The sequence below is a fragment of the Vibrio sp. Vb0349 genome (assembly GCF_033338975.1).
In genome coordinates this window covers 31,305-47,943 of the sequence record NZ_JAWOTS010000028.1, presented here as the reverse complement: position 1 = coordinate 47,943, position 16,639 = coordinate 31,305, and the positions used below count along the sequence as shown (strand labels likewise).

Genomic DNA, 16,639 nt, shown 5'->3' with positions numbered 1-16,639 from the left:
AGCCTCCAATTGAATACTAGTATGAATCAGCCAACATCACTCTATCTTGCTTCTTTATTGGAAGTAGAGTGGCAAAACCCCGAAGAATTCGAATTTCCAAATGAATTTGCCAAGCACTGGCTTGAAGAGCAAGGGTCTTTGTCACGTCGTTTAAAACAGCACTGCCAAGCGTTAACGGTAGAATTGCTACAAAATCAGATCGTCACTGCAGCGACATTAAAACAGGACGAAAGTCAGTTATTGTCCGAACAAGATTGCTTACTGAGAGAGGTAATTTTGTGCGGTGACAATAATAACTGGGTTATTGGGCGGACATTGATTCCTCGCTCAACCTTAGTTGATCAGCAGTATGATTTGGCTCAACAAGGTGATATCCCATTAGGACTAACGGTGTTCAGCGCAGACAACGTTGAGCGAGACTCTTTGCAAATGGGATGGGTAGCCGTACCAGAAGGACGTTTGTTAGCGCGACGCTCAAGGTTGTGGATGAATCACAAACCGATGCTAGTCGCCGAGTTATTCTTATCTAATTCACCAGTTTACGCTAAGGAGACAGTGTAAATGTCCGCAGAAAAAGCCAAAGCATATTGGCAACTGATGCGCATGGATCGCCCGATTGGTTCACTGTTACTGATGTGGCCAACGATTTGGGCGCTAATTATCTCAGCCCAAGGGATGCCGAGTTGGGATGTATTTATCGTGTTTGTATTGGGTGTTTTCCTAATGCGTAGTGCGGGGTGCGTGATTAATGATTTTGCAGATCGCAAAGTCGACGGCCATGTAAAGCGTACTAAGCAACGTCCACTGCCATCAGGGAAAGTGACAGCAAAAGAAGCGATTGGATTATTTTTGGTTTTGGGTATCAGCTCGTTTTTGTTAGTGCTGACCATGAACCCGCTGACGATTCAGCTATCCTTCGCTGGCATTGTGTTGGCGTTCATCTATCCATTTATGAAGCGTTACACTCATATTCCACAGCTATTTTTAGGCTTGGCTTTTAGCTGGGCGATTCCAATGGCGTGGGCTGCACAAACTGGGGAATTACCATTAATTGTTTGGTTTTTGTTCCTCATTAATGCTTTGTGGACCATTGCGTACGACACTCAATATGCGATGGTAGACCGAGATGATGATCTAAAGATTGGCATTAAATCGACGGCAATTCTGTTTGGTCGTCATGACAAGCTTATTATTGGTGTGTTGCAACTGATTACACTCGCGATGTTGGTTTGGTTAGGGCAGTTCTACCAATTGGGACAAAGTTACTACTGGACCCTTTTGATTGTAGCGTCGTTGTTTGTTTATCAGCAGCACTTAATTCGTCACCGTGAGCGTGAGTTGTGCTTTAAGGCTTTCCTCAACAACAATTATGTTGGCATGGTGATAGCGATAGGGTTACTGGTCGCATTTTGGTAAGCGAAGAAATAGAAAAAGGCATCCGATTGGATGCCTTTTTTCTTATTGGAAGAAGGTAAAACGGTTACGACCGAAGTTGGTGAATACTCTCTTCGATCGTCAGTTTCACTTCTGGATAAAGCAGAGTGAACAGTAGCCGTGCAAATTGCTGCGTTTTCTTCGTGTCACAGTTACCTTCGTTATCGAGGTATTTTTGCTGTTTGAGCGTATTGAACATCGCGGTAAACACACCTTTATCGAAGAATTCTGGCGCATTAATACCGTGCAAACGCCCTAGGCGCTGGGCAATATCTTGGCTCTTCTGCTCTAGGTCCGATTTACCGAGTTCAGGGTAAGCAACAAGCAAGTTCATCGCGATAGAGTAGCGTTGCAGCGTTTCAGTTATCGTTCGACCTAACAGAACCAAAGGCTGGTTGTTCGATTGATTGATTTCCAGCTTATCACCATCAAGACTAATCATTTTCTGATCGGCAAATTCATGCAGTGTTTTAACGACCAATTCATCTAACTCGTCTTCCTGGTAACTTAAGAACAGTTCTTTCTTCAAGAATGGGTAGATTTGCGCGACATTCGCTTGAATCTTGGCTACCGAAAGGTTGCGCTGACGAATGAGCATTTGGGCAATTAATGACGGCAGAGCGAACAAGTGGATGATGTTGTTGCGATAGTAGGTCATCAGGATCGATTGGCTACGGTCCAGCGAAATGATGTCACCCATGCTATCGGTTTCAATCACGAACTTATCAAGCGAAATTGCATGATCGACCAACTCCTCAGCACTTTCGGTAGGGATAGTGGAGGTGCTTGAGTACGGATTATTTTTGAGTAGCTTTAAGTAACACTCGATCTGGTTGATCAGCGAGTCACGAGAAAGTGCACGTTGACGAGAAGCAAGCAGTGCGGTTGCACACAAGGTCAACGCGTTTGCCGCCGCCGCATCATTGATGTGCGTCATCATCTTATTAGCGAGGTCGTTCACCACAGGATTCATCCATTGTGGTTTGTTACCACCCATGCTGTCGATGTCTTTCGTCCACTCAGGAGCATGCTCGTTCAAGTATTGGTTGAGCTGAATTGGCTCACCGAAGTTCACATAGCCCAAACCAAAGTTACGCAGTTTACGCAGAGTACGCAGTACAAGCCCTGCGTTTTCTTTCTCTTTGCGTTTGCCACGCAGCTCTTTCGCGTAAGTGCCCACTTCCATTACGTGCTCGTAGCCGATGTAGACCGGCACTAGCGTTACTGGGCGGTTTAAACCACGTAGCATTGCTTGGATGGTCATAGCCAGCATACCCGTTTTCGCTTGCAGTAAGCGACCTGTACGTGAACGACCACCCTCACTGAAGTACTCGACTGAATAGCCTTTGGCAAACAGCTCAGCTAGATACTCACGGAAAATGGTTGAGTACAGTTTGTTGCCTTTAAAACTACGACGAATAAAGAACGCCCCACCACGACGGAAAAGCGGACCGGCCGGGAAGAAGTTCAAGTTAATGCCTGCCGCAATGTGCGGAGGCACCATGCCTTCATGGTATAAAACATAAGACAACAGCAGGTAGTCCATGTGACTACGGTGACACGGAACGTACACAATTTCGTGGCCGTCTTGCGCTAAACGACGCACAGTCGAGGCGTTATTGATGTGCAAACCTTGGTATAGTTTTGTCCATAACCAACTCAGGATGCGGTCGCCGTTTTTCACCAGACTATAGGAGAAGTCGGCAGCGATTTCATCCATGATGTCGTGGGCTTCTTTACGTGCCTTATCAATCGAGATGTTTTTGCTCTTGGCTTCGTCAGCAATCGCCAGTTCAATAGCTGGAGATTTTAGTAAACGAGCAAACAACACTTGTCGTTGTGGCAGGTTTGGGCCTGAAGCAGCCAGTTTCTGGCGTGAGAAGTGGATACGCGCCACGCGAGCCAGTTTGTGCGCAATTGCGCTGTCGGTTCCGTGAGAGTCTGCCATATAACGCAGAGATACCACGGGACTAAAGCGAACTAAGCAGTCGCGTCCCGCCGCCATTACCGCTTTGGCTTTTTGCGGACCATTCATCGGTTGAAGGTAAGGCTTTTGGTTCTCTTCTTTACCTGGCTTACGACCCCAAAGCACGGTTGCAGGGATCATTTGAACATCCAACTCACTATCCAGCTTGTGCAGTTCCAGTAAGTCAGTGAACAGAGAGACAGAATCTGTTGGGACATCATTATCGTTGTTCATCACAGTTGGACGCGCAGCGATAAAGACGAAACGGTTCAGCGTTTTGCCATTGATTTCCAGCGGGCTGAGCGGGTCGGGTAGACCAAGGCTCATGGCTTGTTTTTGCAGTGTCAGCAAATCCACGTTCGAGCGGAAAGGCAGGGCATATACAATCGGTTTAGTTAGGTCGATGTTCAGATCTTCAATCGGGTTCGACGGGATTGTGGTGCCCTTTACCAGTACCGATAAAGGTAGTTTTAGTAATGAACGTGAAAATGATTGTCCAGAAGACATAAAGTTCACAGCCTCAATAGGTATTCAAACAGGCCTAACCTTATTTCAGTTTCCGCGTTGCATGTCTTCTCTATAAAAAGAGATGAGTACGGCAATAGAAATAAGCCTAGGCGATAAAATTTAAGCGCTGCAAGGATACCAGAAACTGGTCAAACCTTTTAATTTTATTGGCTGTAAATTAGTCGAACCCCTAAGTTATTGCTTTGACTTGATTAACTGAAAAGTCGGTGTTTTAAACGAATAAAGAATGAACTTAATCGGTAAGCTGAAAGCTCTCCACAAATAAATTAAAAAACAACCAATTGGGTTTTCATTTGAGCATTTACTGGATATACTCACAGTTAACTGTATAAAAAGACAGGTGAGACATGAAGCCGTTAACGCCACGCCAACAACAAGTCTTCGATTTGATTAAAAGTAAAATCGACGACACCGGAATGCCACCAACTCGTGCAGAGATTGCGCGTGAGCTTGGCTTCCGCTCTGCGAATGCCGCAGAGGAACACCTAAAAGCGCTTGCTCGTAAGCAAGCAATTGAAATTATTCCAGGCGCTTCTCGTGGGATTCGTATCCTGCTTGAAGACGCAGCCAATGATGAGCAGGGTTTGCCTTTGATTGGTCAAGTCGCAGCGGGTGAGCCAATCTTGGCTCAAGAGCACGTAGAGGCGCACTACCAAGTCGATCCTGCGATGTTCAAACCGCAAGCGGATTTCTTACTTCGTGTAAATGGCGAGAGTATGAAAGACATCGGGATTATGGATGGCGATCTGCTCGCGGTGCATAAAACCCAAGACGTGAGAGACGGTCAAGTTGTCGTTGCGCGTGTTGATGATGATGTGACTGTGAAGCGTTTGGAGCGCAAAGGTTCAACCATATTACTGCATGCTGAGAATGAAGAGTTTGCCCCAATCCAAGTGGACTTAACGTCTCAGCACCTTACGATTGAAGGCTTAGCCGTTGGTATTATTCGCAATACCGATTGGATGTAAGTGTGTTTAAGCAGCCCAGTTCATCTGGGCTGTTTTGTCTTTTCTCTTTTTCTACTTCCTCCAAAAGCTTGCTCATCATCTTGACCTTGTTTGTTTTGACCAATTTATAAGCTTGATAATGTAATTGATATTCATTATCATCTTTATTAATGTCTATGTTTTCTCTCTGGCGCAGGAAATGCCCATGTCTCAGTCTAAACATCAAGTTCCTAACCATTTATTAAAACCACTGTTATTGCGTAGCCGTGAAAGCATGGTCGACAATGGCTTGGTGTACGATCCGATAGCTGCTAAAGCGTGTTTGAGCTGTAAGATGGCGCCGGATTGTTTGAGTGGTGATATTGCGCAGAAGCAATTGCTGCACGTGACGCTGACTCAGCTTTGTGACCAGCAGGTTAGTCACTTCTTACAGCAGTATCCCGATGCTTGGATAATCAATGTCGGAGCGGGGCTGGATACCCGCTTTTATCGCTTGGATAATGGACGCTGCCATTGGATAGAGCTGGATGTGACGGAAAATTTGGTATGGCGTCAGCGCTTGTTCCACAAAAATGAACGCTATGAACATCGCTGTGGCAGTGTGGATGAAATGTCGTGGCTAGAGACGTTAGCCATTCCAGAGCAAGCACCGGTACTCATTTTATGTGAAATGGCACTGCTCGATTGCACAGAGCGTCAAGTCGCGAAATTTATTCAAACCTTGGGTCGACATTTTGTTTCTGCTGAACTGTGTATGGTGCTGGCAGGAGATTTAACGGAAACCAAGTGGGGACAAAAGCTTGGCTCTGATCGTTATGCTCATGGCTTTGAAGCGCCTGCAGAACAGATATTGCAATGGTTACCATGGGCACAGTGGGTGAAAGCTTTCTCGCCATTCGATAGATTCTGTTCTCGTTGGAAAGCTTGGCAGCGTTGGCTTAATAAGATTCCAATGTTGAAGCATCGCCTCACGCCAGTACTCGTTCATATCAAGTGGTAATTGGCTAGTCGTTAAGCGCTCAGGTACACTCGTCGATCTTACTGATGAGGTGCCTGTGACAAATTCAATCTTCTCTCCTTTATCTAACCCAAAAGTTCATCGCCAAGTCTTAGCTTTAGCGATACCTATGGTGCTGTCGAATATTACTGTTCCATTGCTCGGTTTGGTCGATGCTGCGGTGATTGGTCATCTAGACCACGCTTGGTATTTGGGCGGTGTTGCGTTGGGCAGCACCATGATCAGCGTGACGTTTTGGCTGCTTGGTTTTTTGCGTATGTCGACTACAGGGTTGGCGGCGCAGTCCTATGGCGGTGAAGACCGAAAGCAACTTGCCTTGGTGTTTATGCAAGGCTCACTTATGGCGCTGCTGTTTGCGTTAGTCTTCCTTATTGCCCATAACCCGATTGCTGATTTGATCTTTGGCTGGAGTGACGCCAGCGCAGAGGTAAAACACTACGGCATGCAATATTTCTCTATCCGTGTGTGGAGTGCCCCCGCTGCGCTAATGAACTTTGTGTTGTTGGGGTGGCTGCTCGGGACGCAAAATTCCAAAGCACCAATGTGGATGGTGATCATCACCAACGTGACTAATATCGCCCTCGATTTGTTGTTTGTGATTGGTTTGGGGTGGAAAGTAGAAGGCGCTGCGCTGGCATCGGTGATTGCTGACTACTCAGGCATGGGTTTTGGTCTCATGTGTGTTTGGAAAACCTGGCGAGAGAGGCAATTACCATCACCTCAAAAGTTGCTAACCAGCACTCAACACGGTTTAGGGCGCTTCGTGAAATTGAATCGCGATATTTTCTTGCGCTCTTTGTGTCTGCAAGCGGCTTTTAGCTTTATGACGTTCCAAGGTGCGAGCTTTGGTGATGAGGTTGTCGCTGCAAATGCGGTTCTGATGAGCTTCCTGATGATTATCTCGTATGGCATGGATGGCTTTGCTTACGCAATGGAGGCCATGGTCGGGAAGGCGATTGGTGCCAAAGATAGGCAACAATTGAGTGAATCGCTTGTCGGCACTTTCTTTTGGAGTTTGGTTATTTGTTTAGGACTGACCGCGCTCTTTGGTTTGGCGGGATCGCAGTTGATCGCCATGATCACTTCAATTGAGGCGGTACAACAGCAAGCAGCGGTGTATCTACCTTGGCTGGTGGTGATGCCACTTGCGTCGATGTGGTGCTTTCTATTGGATGGCATTTTTGTCGGTGCAACCAAAGGCAAAGACATGCGCAATAGTATGTTTGTCGCGACCAGCAGTTTCTTCGTTGTCTTTTACTTATTCGCCGAGTGGGAAAATCACGCGCTGTGGTTTGCAATGACGAGCTTTATGTTGATGCGGGGTATTGGTTTAGGGGTTATCTTTCTCTACCAATGGCACAAGGATACCTTCCTAGCACAATGTTGATATAAAAACAGCAGGTCCAAGCCTGCTGTTTTTCTGTCTGCTATCAAGAAGCATAGATTAGAACAAGCGGTTCAAACCATTCAACGCAGCGACACGATACGCTTCGGCCATTGTTGGATAGTTGAAGGTGGTATTGACGAAATACTCGATGGTATTCGCTGAGCCTTTTTGCTCCATAATGGCTTGACCGATGTGGATAATTTCCGCGGCACGTTCGCCAAAACAGTGAATCCCTAAAATTTCTTTGGTTTCACGATGGAACAATATCTTCAAGCTACCGATGTCTTTTCCTGCGATCTGTGCACGAGCTAGATGCTTGAACGAAGAGCGTCCTACTTCATACGGTACTTTCGCAGCTGTTAGCTCTTGCTCGGTTTTACCCACAGAGCTAATCTCTGGGATGGTGTAGATACCCGTTGGAATATCATCAATCAGATAGTTTTCTGCCTGACCTTTCGTAATGGCTTGTGCGACAAATCGCCCTTGGTCATAAGCGGCGCTTGCAAGGCTAGGGTAACCGATGACATCGCCTACAGCATAAATGTGCTCAATATCGGTTTGGTAGTTACGGTTTACTTTTAGTTGTCCGCGAGAGTCCGCTTCCAGACCCACTGCACCCAAATTCAACTTATCGGTGTTACCTGTTCGACCATTCGCATACAACAAGCAGTCTGCCTTCATCTTCTTGCCAGATTGTAGGTGAATAATCACACCATCTTCTGTGCCTTCGATTTTTTCATAGGTCTCATCATTACGAATTACCACACCGCTGTTCCAGAAGTGGTAAGACAGCGCATCTGACACTTCGTTATCCAAAAACTCCAACAAACGGTCGCGGGTATTGATAAGGTCGGTTTTCACTCCAAGGCCGCGGAAGATAGAAGCGTATTCACAACCGATAACGCCCGCACCGTAAATGATGATATGGCGAGGGTCGTGTTTCAGGCTCAAAATGGAATCACTGTCGTAGATACGCTCATGCAAGAAATCTACGTCGTTAGGCTGATACGGGCGAGAACCTGTCGCGATGACAAACTTATCCGCAGAATAGATTTCTTCTGTACCGTCGCTTTGCATCACTGCAATTGAGTAGTTATCGATAAATCGCGCGGTTCCGAACAAAAGTGTGCATGAGTTACGGTCATAAAAGCCCTGACGAAGTCGAGTTTGCTTATCAATGACCGATTTAGCATGACCTAAAATGTCAGAAAATGTTGCATGAACGCTAGTGTTGTTTCGACAAAATAGCGGGTTGCTATTAAATTCGATGATGCGGCTAACGGCATGACGCAGTGCTTTTGATGGAATAGTACCCCAGTGAGTACAACCGCCGCCGACACTGCTTTCTTTCTCGACAATGGCAACATTCAGTCCCGCTTTGGTTAATCCCATTGCAGCCCCTTCTCCGCCAGGGCCACTACCGATTACGATCACGTCATAATGATTAACATGCGCCATGATGCCTTCCTTGTTATATTTGCTTAACATTGCTTTAGCGCGATTTTAACTCATTTACTCTATTGGTACACGTCATGCCTGTTAGAGAGTGGAAGTGATCACGCAGAATCGACCAAAAGGGTGATTTGGTATGTTGTATGTCTATAAATTGCATCGAGAACATTGCAATTGGATGCATGCCAATAGTAACGTTCTCGGCGCTCAGAGCGAGCGAAGCAACATATCTTTCTCCGTAGGAGCAAATTGCGTTATATTGAGGCTCTTGTACCCTACAGAAAAAGAGCAAGTTAAGAATGAAATCGATGGGAATCCGCGCACAGCAAAAAGAGAAGACACGTCGATCATTGATCGATGCGGCATTTAGTCAATTAAGTGCGGATCGCAGCTTTTCCAGCCTTAGCTTGCGAGAAGTCGCCCGAGAGGCAGGGATTGCACCGACTTCTTTTTACCGTCACTTCAAAGATATGGATGAGCTAGGCTTAACCATGGTTGATGAAGGCGGTTTGCTACTACGTCAACTGATGCGTCAGGCGCGTCAACGTATTGTGAAAGAAGGTAGCGTAATTCGTACCTCGGTCGAAACCTTTATGGAATTCATTGAAAGTAGTCCGAACGTTTTTCGTTTGTTGTTGCGTGAGCGCTCCGGCACTTCTGCTGAATTTCGTACCGCTGTTGCTCGAGAAATCCAGCATTTTGCGGCAGAATTAACCGAGTATTTAATGAGCACCGGCGTGACCAGAGAAGAGGCGTATACTCAAGCAGAAGCGTCTGTGACTTTGGTTTTCAGTTCGGGAGCTGAAGCTTTAGATTTAGATCGACGTGAGCGCGATGAACTCGCCGAGCGATTGATCATGCAATTGCGAATGATAGCCAAAGGGGCCTATTGGTATCGCAAAGAACGTGAACGTAACCGATTAAAAGGCGGGATAGAATAATGTCGAATGGAAATAAATCTGAAAAGAAAACGCTGATTTTGGCACTGGTTGCAGGTATGTGTGGTGATGCTTTGTTGTCATGGTTGACCATGAGTGAAGTGTCTTTTTCAATCTTCCCATTGATTGCACTCGTACTGGCTGTACAAGCTCTTTACCAAGAGTACCTAAATAATCCGGTATCAGAAGATATCCCATTAGTTGGCTTGGCGTGTTTCTTCGTAGGTGCGTTTGGTCACTCTGCGTTTATTAAAGCGCAATACCCAGAAGCAGGCTCAAACTTCTTTGCGATCATGGTTTCAATGATCTTACTCGCATGGATTGGTAAGAAGCTAGGTTTTGTCAGCAAGAAGACTTCTGCGGAATAAGCAAAACGAATCAAATTAAAAAGCGAGCCATTGAGCTCGCTTTTTGTATTTGACGCCGTGGGTTACACTTTGCGTTCCAATAGCACTCCCGCTTCCATGTGGTGGGTAAATCGAACTCTGAATCTTGTAATGTCTTCCAAAATCCAGGTTTGAATTTTAATTTATTGTTTTTATTTGGTTTTTAATTGCTCGTTGTCCAAGAGTGTCTTTAGCCGTACAATGAAAACTCGTCTTTTCCCGTACCCCACGCCGTACCCAGAAATACAGAGGTTTTTCAGTCATGATCAAGCCAGTCGATAAAATTAGCACGAACGCCACACTGAAAGCATTGAAGCCACAAAACAAGGAATATTTAATCCCAGATAAGAAAATAGAAGGATTGAATATTCGCGTTCGACCAACGGGCACGATGACTTGGATCTTTCGCTTTCAGGCTGGTAACAAGCACGAAAAAATAACCATGGGGCGGTATGTTAAGTTAAAACCGGAAACGGGGATGACGCTTGAACAGGCTCGAACAGAAGCGGGGCGTTACCGTAGCTGGCTGGAAAACAATAAAAATCCGAAGCAGGAACTGGCACGTGAACAGCGCGAACAAGAGGAAGCAAAAACTTTTGATGATGCTTTTGTCAGTTTTGATGAAAAGCGTTTATCTAAGCAGCTGCGGGGAGAACAGGCGAGGGCAATCTACACCCGCGATATCAAACCGTTTCTAGGTCACATCAAACTAGAAGAGTTGAGAATTCATGATCTTAATAAAGTATTTGACGCAAAGGTTGATGATAGTGGAAAAAGAAAGGCGGGTGCGATTAGTGCATGCCATAGAATAATCAATCAGGTGCTCAACCATGCACTAGCTTTGAATATGATTGGTGCACACCCTGCACCACATTTGAAATCCAAGGATGTCGGTGGTGGTTCTAAGGTCACAAAACGCAATTTGAGCTTTTCAGAATTGAAAACATTGCTAACAAGCTTGCCTTCTTGGCGTACAGAGCACTCAAACGTCCGTCTAATGCAGTTTTTGCTCGGGTGTGGGCAACGTATTAGTGCTGTGCTTGAAATGCGTTGGAATGAGGTAGATTTGCAAGAGAAGGTATGGTTGTTGCCAGCCAGTTCAAAAGAACGTCACACCAAGAGTCAGGAGAGCCGAAAAGTACCATTAAGTGATTACCTACTGAAACTTCTTAAAGAGCAGCGTGAGAATGTACCAAGCAAATGGAAACTTGTTTGGCCGCAGCTTATGGATGACAAACTTCAAGAACCCGCAGCAGTACGTGCTCTAATCAAACGCAATTTACCGGAAGATTTTGAGCGTTTTTCGCCACACGATCTACGCCGCACCTTTATCAGCCGTTGTAGCGAAATGGGGCTGGATATCGTGGCGATTGAAAAGACGGTTGGTCACCAGTTACCAGGTATGTTGCGGGTATATAACCATCACGACTATCTTGAAGAGCAGTTAGTGGTACTGCAAGCATGGGGAGAAAAGTTGCAAGCGTTAGATACAAGCAATGTCATTCCTTTAGAGTCGATGAAGTTGCCTAAGCATTTGTAAAATTCTTAGAGATTATTCTTACTAGTTAGGGGGTGTTACTCTTTATCTGAGCGAAATTTAATCGTGGCTCTTTGACTATGTGGGCTTCATGAATGGGGAAGTCTTTTGGAAGACGATAGAGAGAATACATAACTCGCTGAGATTTTTCGTATGCTCCCTTCTCTTGTCCATCGGCAGCATCCACTATCATCTCTCCAACTAAACGAGCTTAGGGTTAACCTTCATCAAAACGTTGACTGTTATATAGATCAAATAACTACTCCAAAAAGTCCCTCACATTGACGGTGCTTTAGTACTATTGAGTGGGATGTTTAATACCTCTTTAGTATTGCTAAAATCAATATTTTCAAATGTAATGCAGTACACCAATAAACATAACAAAAAATTATCATATACATAAAATATTTTGCTGCATGCTGGAGGCCATAATGTATCTTCAAGTAGGAAGGTTGGGAGTTAATCTTAATGATCTTATTGAATCTCTTGATCATCTCGAGACATATGTGTTCATCAAAGATACGCAATCCAGATATATCTATGCAAATAACCTAAGCCTGCAGTTAATGAGAATTGATAAGAAAAAACTGGGTCAAATAAGAGATTCGGATTTTTTACCAGAGGATACCGTTGAGTTCATAAAGCATATTGATGCTAAGGTCATCAAGGGAGAAACGACTAGGGAAGAGGTTTTCATTAATGATGCAAATGGTAAGCAACGGATTTATCTTGAGATGAAATCACCAATTTATAGCTCCGAATCCTCTAATGAGGTTGTAGCTATCTTAGGTATTGCGACTGATATTACAAAGCAAAAGGAACTCGAAAAGAAGGCATGCCAGAAAGCTCAAATGGATGAATTAACTAAAGTTCTCAACAGGCGTGGACTCATCGAAAGCGTACAACGGTACCTAAAAAAGAGGATAAGTGAAAACACTTTTTCTGCTTTTCTATTTATTGACTTGAACGATTTCAAAAAAATTAATGATGATCATGGCCATACAGTAGGCGATCACATATTACGTGAAGTAAGTGAACGTATGAAAAGTAGTGTGAGGGCTTCCGGCCTAGTATCAAGGTATGGCGGAGATGAGTTTGTCGTATTTTTAGGGAGCGTTGGGAGTAGCAATAGAGAAGCGGAACACTACACGGAAGAGGTGATGTCGAGAATTGAGAGTGCACTCGCTGGTCCAATAAATATCGGCAAAGGTAAGGTGCAGGTAGGTACGTCAATAGGTAAGTATATTATTGAAGGAGCAGACTTTTCCCTAGAGTCAGCGATAACTAAAGCCGATGAGAGTATGTACTACGAGAAAACGCGAGTAAAGAAGATTTAGACTGAACTACAGTGTCTCAACTCATGCTTGACCTTACAAACCCACAGGTTAGTACAACTAGGTCGTACTGCGAATGTGCTGGTGTCGTAACTCACAATGGGACAAAGCGATTTGCAAAGAGTATGGTATCTACTCGAAAGTTTTAGTAGTTTGACTGATGAACTAAGATACCGTAGGTGATTTGAGTTGTGGTCAGTCATATAGAGAGAAAACTAGAGAAGTTGCTTAAAAATGAACCTCACTTGACTAGGGCTGAAGCAGTTAAGCTACTAGCAAAATTGAAGCAGAAAAAAACAAAAAGCAAAAGTAAACATCAAGCACTGAAAACCGTTTCAGGGGGAGTTGTTTCTCCTCGATAGAACAAGTTGTCTAGCATCACACCAGTATTGAGTAACGCGCTCAATTAATGATGCTTGTCGTCGGCAGTTCAGCAAGCCTCCACAGCATGCTGTTTGGGACAAACGCTCCTTCAGTTTTTGGGCCTGCTAGACACTGCAATGAAATCAACTTTATTGTCTTGCGAAGTTATATTTAATTTCTCTTTTAATTCTTCAACAGGTATTGGGTGGCTTAGATAGAAACCCTGGGCTTGTTCACAGCCTAACTCTTCAAGAATTCGTAACTGTTGATCGGTTTCTACTCCTTCTGCAACGACTTGAATTCCGCACTCTTTTGCAATGTTGATAATGCCTGAAGTGATCGCTCTTGAACGATAATCAACCGCAATATCTTTGATGAAGCTACGATCTATTTTGATTTCATCGATGTCTAGTCTATTGAAAATTCCAAATGAGGTATAACCGACTCCAAAGTCATCGATAGAGAACGCTACACCAGACCTTTTCATTTTTTTTACTAGGCTTGCACATTTTTCTATATTCTTAAGTGTAGCTGTCTCTGTGATTTCAAGGCATAGGTATTTTGAAAGTTCAGTGTCTTGATTTAGCTGATACTCAATTTGATGAATATCCTCAGTGCTATTTAGCTCAGTCGCTGAAATATTTACAGATACGCTTTGGATGACACGGCCTAGGAGCTGAGCTTCTTTAAGTTGCTTTGATGCTTGCTTGATTACTAGCTTCGTTAAAGCGCTACTAAGATTATTTTCTTCTGCCAGCGTGACAAATACTGATGGAGGTATATCTCCGTATTGAGAGTGAGTCCAGCGAGATAGCACTTCAACTCCCATCATTCTCTTGTCTTTTAGGCGATATTTTGGTTGAAAGACTATCTGTATTTGCTCTTCTTGAATCGCATGACGCAACTCTATAATCATACGTTGTTTTTGGAAATCTTTTTCAGCGAGTTTTTTGTCGTGGTATCGGATAGTATTTTTTGTTTTTTTTGCCTGAGCTAGAGCATCTTTTGCCGACGACATGAGTTGCTTGACACTCTCTCCATCATACGGGTAGAAGGCCACACCAATAGAGCATGTCACATCAATTTCATGACTTTTTGCATGTTGATTAAACTGCTTTTGAACGCGAGCTAAGTGCAGAGCTATTTGATTTTCATCATGCATTCGTACCAAACAAGCAAACCCATCAGAGTGTATTCGTGATGAGAGAAGAGGAAAGACCGTATGAGAGTCAATAGATTGTGCGATATCCTTTAGAAACTGACTACTTTTCGTAAAACCGAGGCGATCGGCTATGGGTTTAAAGTTATCAATATCAAGAAGAAAAAGAACGTAGTGCTCATCTTCTTTGGCATTTTGGATTTTTTGTTCTAGGCAGCGAAAAAATACCAAAGGGCTGTGTAAACCTGTTACAGAGTCAATGTCATTCGCTTGTTCAAGTTCTCGATTGTTCTTTTTTACCAGTCCCCACAGCAATAAAGATGTGACCACTATAAATAACATTCCCTTCAGTGATTGAACCAAGGTATAGACTTGTGTATTGCTCGATAGGAGTTCTACTGCTTTATCTGAGAACCAAACCCATAGCGACGCAAACACAAAGTAGGTAAAAACGAACTTAGTGGAGGATTTTATATCTCTTTTCATATTGACCACAGTATTATTTTTTTACTGCCCATGAGTAAGTTTATAAGTAAATAAGTAAATTATCATTACATTGCATATCAATCTAGTGACACATCACTAAAGTGTTTAAAATGTTACATCGAGCATCAATCACAGACCGTTAGGGCTATTCTGGCGTTTTAACGTATGTTGGTTAGTCACGTCTTGGAGTTACTCTCTATGGGGTTTTGCTCAAGATAACTCTAAGTAAGGAGTAATGTTTCATACAGAGTATTCAAAGGTCTGATTAAGTCTTTGAGTTAGTATAGATCTGTGAGTGGCAATGTCTTTTATATCTAATGAAAAAATGGATGATTTAACTTATGGAGTATATGGAGGAAATGAAACAGATGAGGGATAAGTTAAATCTGAGAAAGTTAATTCTGTGCCTGAGTGTGTTCAGTGTACTAGTCACTCTTCTTAATACTTTTCACTCCATATATAGAGTTCAGCATGAGCTGCTAGTTAACAATACCATAGAGTCCAACCGTATATATGCCGTTATACCGAATCAACTTGAAGATGCTGGCTTGAGAACCTGAAAATTATCATTAATTCGAGATGTCAAAGAGCCTGCGATCTCTGGAAGAGTCACTGCAAAAAATTGGTCTATTGCCGCCTTGAAGTCCCGTTTTCTTTTGAAGTAAACGTTGTTCCTCGCCTTCTCTCATTCATTACTTTCCATAGCCGCTCGATTGGGTTGAGGTTTGGACTGTAAGGTGGAAGATAATGCAGTTCAATATTCAGGACAAACGCCGCATCTTTGACTAAGTCACTGCGGTGATATCCCGCACCATCCAAGATGATATGAAGCTTATGGGCTAAGGGATAACTCTTTCTTAACTCACAGAAAAAGCGAACAATCGATTCACTGTTAATGCTCTCATAGTTGTGAACAATGGTTGCTCCAATATCCGACAAGTTCAGTGCGCCAATAATGTTCAATCGGCTACGATTACCCGTTGTTTCAATCACTTTATCCTGACCAGTTCGTATCCAGCCATGAGATATTTTTGTTGATAGTGTTGGGTGAACTGCGTCGATAAAGACTATCGATTCATCCTTGCCACAGCTTGCCTTTAACGCTTCATAAGCCTCTATAAATGCTTGCTGTTGTGCTTCATCAAACTTGTGTGGTACGCCTTTCGGTTGCTTGTAGCTAAAACTATTGTGGTGAAGCCATTTATTCATACCAGAAACCGTGTAATCCAGTCCAAATGTCTCTTTAACGTAAGTGACAATTTGATGCGTGTGAGAATAGGTTTTCTCAGTCAAATGCTCGATTAGGTGCATGGTTTGAGTAGCAGAAAGCTTGCTTTGGCTTCCGCCATTTTCAGGCTTAAGTTTTTCAGAAAGAACGTAGTCGCTGAGATGACGAGCAACGGTCGATTCATGAATACGAAGAGCTTGTGAAATCATAGTCTGATCCAGCCTTCAGAAGCCAGCAAAACAGCCTTAATACGGTCGCAAACTCGACTATCACGTTCAATGTCGTGCATTTGTTCGAGTTGCAGTTTCTGTTGAGGAGTCAGTGTAATTTTCATGGTTCGTAGCATGATCCTGATTCTATCGAAAATCAAGCATCTTCAATGATCACGGGTATATCACAGATTAATGAATCTCTATCTTCTCACCAACACCAAAAACATTAACACAATATTATTCCTCTCTTGGGAAGGAGGAAAA

Annotated in this window: 12 protein-coding genes and 1 pseudogene; 9 read left to right on the top strand and 4 right to left on the bottom strand. The window is 43.8% G+C overall.

Annotated elements, in window-relative coordinates; translation table 11 throughout:
- The first annotated feature begins 21 nt into the window (after positions 1–21).
- A complete protein-coding gene (locus tag R7Q47_RS20340; RefSeq protein WP_005378686.1) occupies positions 22–561 on the top strand; it encodes a chorismate lyase in 540 nt (179 codons plus the stop codon).
- A complete protein-coding gene (ubiA, locus tag R7Q47_RS20335) occupies positions 562–1,416 on the top strand; it encodes a 4-hydroxybenzoate octaprenyltransferase (RefSeq protein ID WP_137282439.1) in 855 nt (284 codons plus the stop codon).
- A 64-nt stretch (positions 1,417–1,480) separates the two neighbouring features.
- Here ubiA and plsB read toward each other — a convergent pair whose 3' ends face one another.
- On the bottom strand, positions 1,481–3,907 hold the full coding sequence (gene plsB / locus R7Q47_RS20330) for a glycerol-3-phosphate 1-O-acyltransferase PlsB (RefSeq protein WP_222712615.1): 2,427 nt from the start codon (positions 3,905–3,907) through the stop codon (positions 1,481–1,483).
- A 368-nt stretch (positions 3,908–4,275) separates the two neighbouring features.
- Here plsB and lexA point away from each other — a divergent pair, with 368 nt between their 5' ends.
- From lexA to dinF, 3 genes are all read left to right on the top strand, one after another.
- Positions 4,276–4,896 (top strand): transcriptional repressor LexA, encoded by a 621-nt coding sequence (gene lexA / locus R7Q47_RS20325; protein WP_005378682.1) that lies wholly within the window; start codon positions 4,276–4,278, stop codon positions 4,894–4,896.
- Positions 4,897–5,080: 184 nt separating this feature from the next.
- Complete coding sequence (locus R7Q47_RS20320; protein ID WP_005393777.1) at positions 5,081–5,875, top strand: class I SAM-dependent methyltransferase; 795 nt, start codon at positions 5,081–5,083, stop codon at positions 5,873–5,875.
- Positions 5,876–5,930: 55 nt separating this feature from the next.
- Entirely contained in the window at positions 5,931–7,280 is a 1,350-nt protein-coding gene (gene dinF, locus R7Q47_RS20315; RefSeq protein WP_186584595.1) for an MATE family efflux transporter DinF, read from the top strand.
- A 57-nt stretch (positions 7,281–7,337) separates the two neighbouring features.
- Here the strand turns inward: dinF and sthA are convergent, their stop codons facing one another.
- Positions 7,338–8,768: a Si-specific NAD(P)(+) transhydrogenase gene (gene sthA / locus R7Q47_RS20310; RefSeq protein WP_005389689.1), complete on the bottom strand. Its 1,431-nt coding sequence runs from the start codon at positions 8,766–8,768 to the stop codon at positions 7,338–7,340.
- A gap of 263 nt (positions 8,769–9,031) precedes the next feature.
- Here sthA and fabR point away from each other — a divergent pair, with 263 nt between their 5' ends.
- The 4 genes from fabR to R7Q47_RS20290 all read left to right on the top strand — a co-directional run bounded on the left by fabR (position 9,032) and on the right by R7Q47_RS20290 (position 12,930).
- Positions 9,032–9,673 carry an HTH-type transcriptional repressor FabR gene (gene fabR, locus R7Q47_RS20305; RefSeq protein ID WP_005378632.1) on the top strand — a complete coding sequence of 214 codons (642 nt, stop codon included), beginning with the start codon at positions 9,032–9,034 and terminating at the stop codon, positions 9,671–9,673.
- The gene (locus R7Q47_RS20300) at positions 9,673–10,038 is read left to right on the top strand and encodes a YijD family membrane protein (protein ID WP_005378634.1); all 366 of its coding nucleotides are present in this window, start codon (positions 9,673–9,675) and stop codon (positions 10,036–10,038) included. The genes fabR and R7Q47_RS20300 overlap by 1 nt, the downstream gene beginning before the upstream one ends.
- Before the next feature lie 280 nt (positions 10,039–10,318).
- Entirely contained in the window at positions 10,319–11,596 is a 1,278-nt protein-coding gene (locus R7Q47_RS20295) for a tyrosine-type recombinase/integrase (RefSeq protein WP_213905041.1), read from the top strand.
- Positions 11,597–12,024: 428 nt separating this feature from the next.
- A complete protein-coding gene (locus R7Q47_RS20290) occupies positions 12,025–12,930 on the top strand; it encodes a GGDEF domain-containing protein (protein WP_318089352.1) in 906 nt (301 codons plus the stop codon).
- Positions 12,931–13,399: 469 nt separating this feature from the next.
- Here R7Q47_RS20290 and R7Q47_RS20285 read toward each other — a convergent pair whose 3' ends face one another.
- Both R7Q47_RS20285 and R7Q47_RS20280 read right to left on the bottom strand, forming a co-directional pair.
- Entirely contained in the window at positions 13,400–14,935 is a 1,536-nt protein-coding gene (locus R7Q47_RS20285) for a putative bifunctional diguanylate cyclase/phosphodiesterase (protein WP_213905043.1), read from the bottom strand.
- Between the two features lie 529 nt (positions 14,936–15,464).
- Positions 15,465–16,497: pseudogene (locus R7Q47_RS20280) on the bottom strand (IS630 family transposase).
- Positions 16,498–16,639 lie beyond the last annotated feature (142 nt).

Bases quoted from the DNA above. Each gene is read 5' to 3' on its own strand.
- plsB (WP_222712615.1), bottom strand. From the start codon at position 3,907: ATGTCTTCTGGACAATCATTTTCACGTTCATTACTAAAACTACCTTTA.
- R7Q47_RS20295 (WP_213905041.1), top strand. From the start codon at position 10,319: ATGATCAAGCCAGTCGATAAAATTAGCACGAACGCCACACTGAAAGCA.
- R7Q47_RS20320 (WP_005393777.1), top strand. From the start codon at position 5,081: ATGTCTCAGTCTAAACATCAAGTTCCTAACCATTTATTAAAACCACTG.
- lexA (WP_005378682.1), top strand. From the start codon at position 4,276: ATGAAGCCGTTAACGCCACGCCAACAACAAGTCTTCGATTTGATTAAA.
- R7Q47_RS20285 (WP_213905043.1), bottom strand. From the start codon at position 14,935: ATGAAAAGAGATATAAAATCCTCCACTAAGTTCGTTTTTACCTACTTT.
- R7Q47_RS20300 (WP_005378634.1), top strand. From the start codon at position 9,673: ATGTCGAATGGAAATAAATCTGAAAAGAAAACGCTGATTTTGGCACTG.
- R7Q47_RS20290 (WP_318089352.1), top strand. From the start codon at position 12,025: ATGTATCTTCAAGTAGGAAGGTTGGGAGTTAATCTTAATGATCTTATT.
- R7Q47_RS20340 (WP_005378686.1), top strand. From the start codon at position 22: ATGAATCAGCCAACATCACTCTATCTTGCTTCTTTATTGGAAGTAGAG.
- sthA (WP_005389689.1), bottom strand. From the start codon at position 8,768: ATGTTAAGCAAATATAACAAGGAAGGCATCATGGCGCATGTTAATCAT.
- fabR (WP_005378632.1), top strand. From the start codon at position 9,032: ATGAAATCGATGGGAATCCGCGCACAGCAAAAAGAGAAGACACGTCGA.
- ubiA (WP_137282439.1), top strand. From the start codon at position 562: ATGTCCGCAGAAAAAGCCAAAGCATATTGGCAACTGATGCGCATGGAT.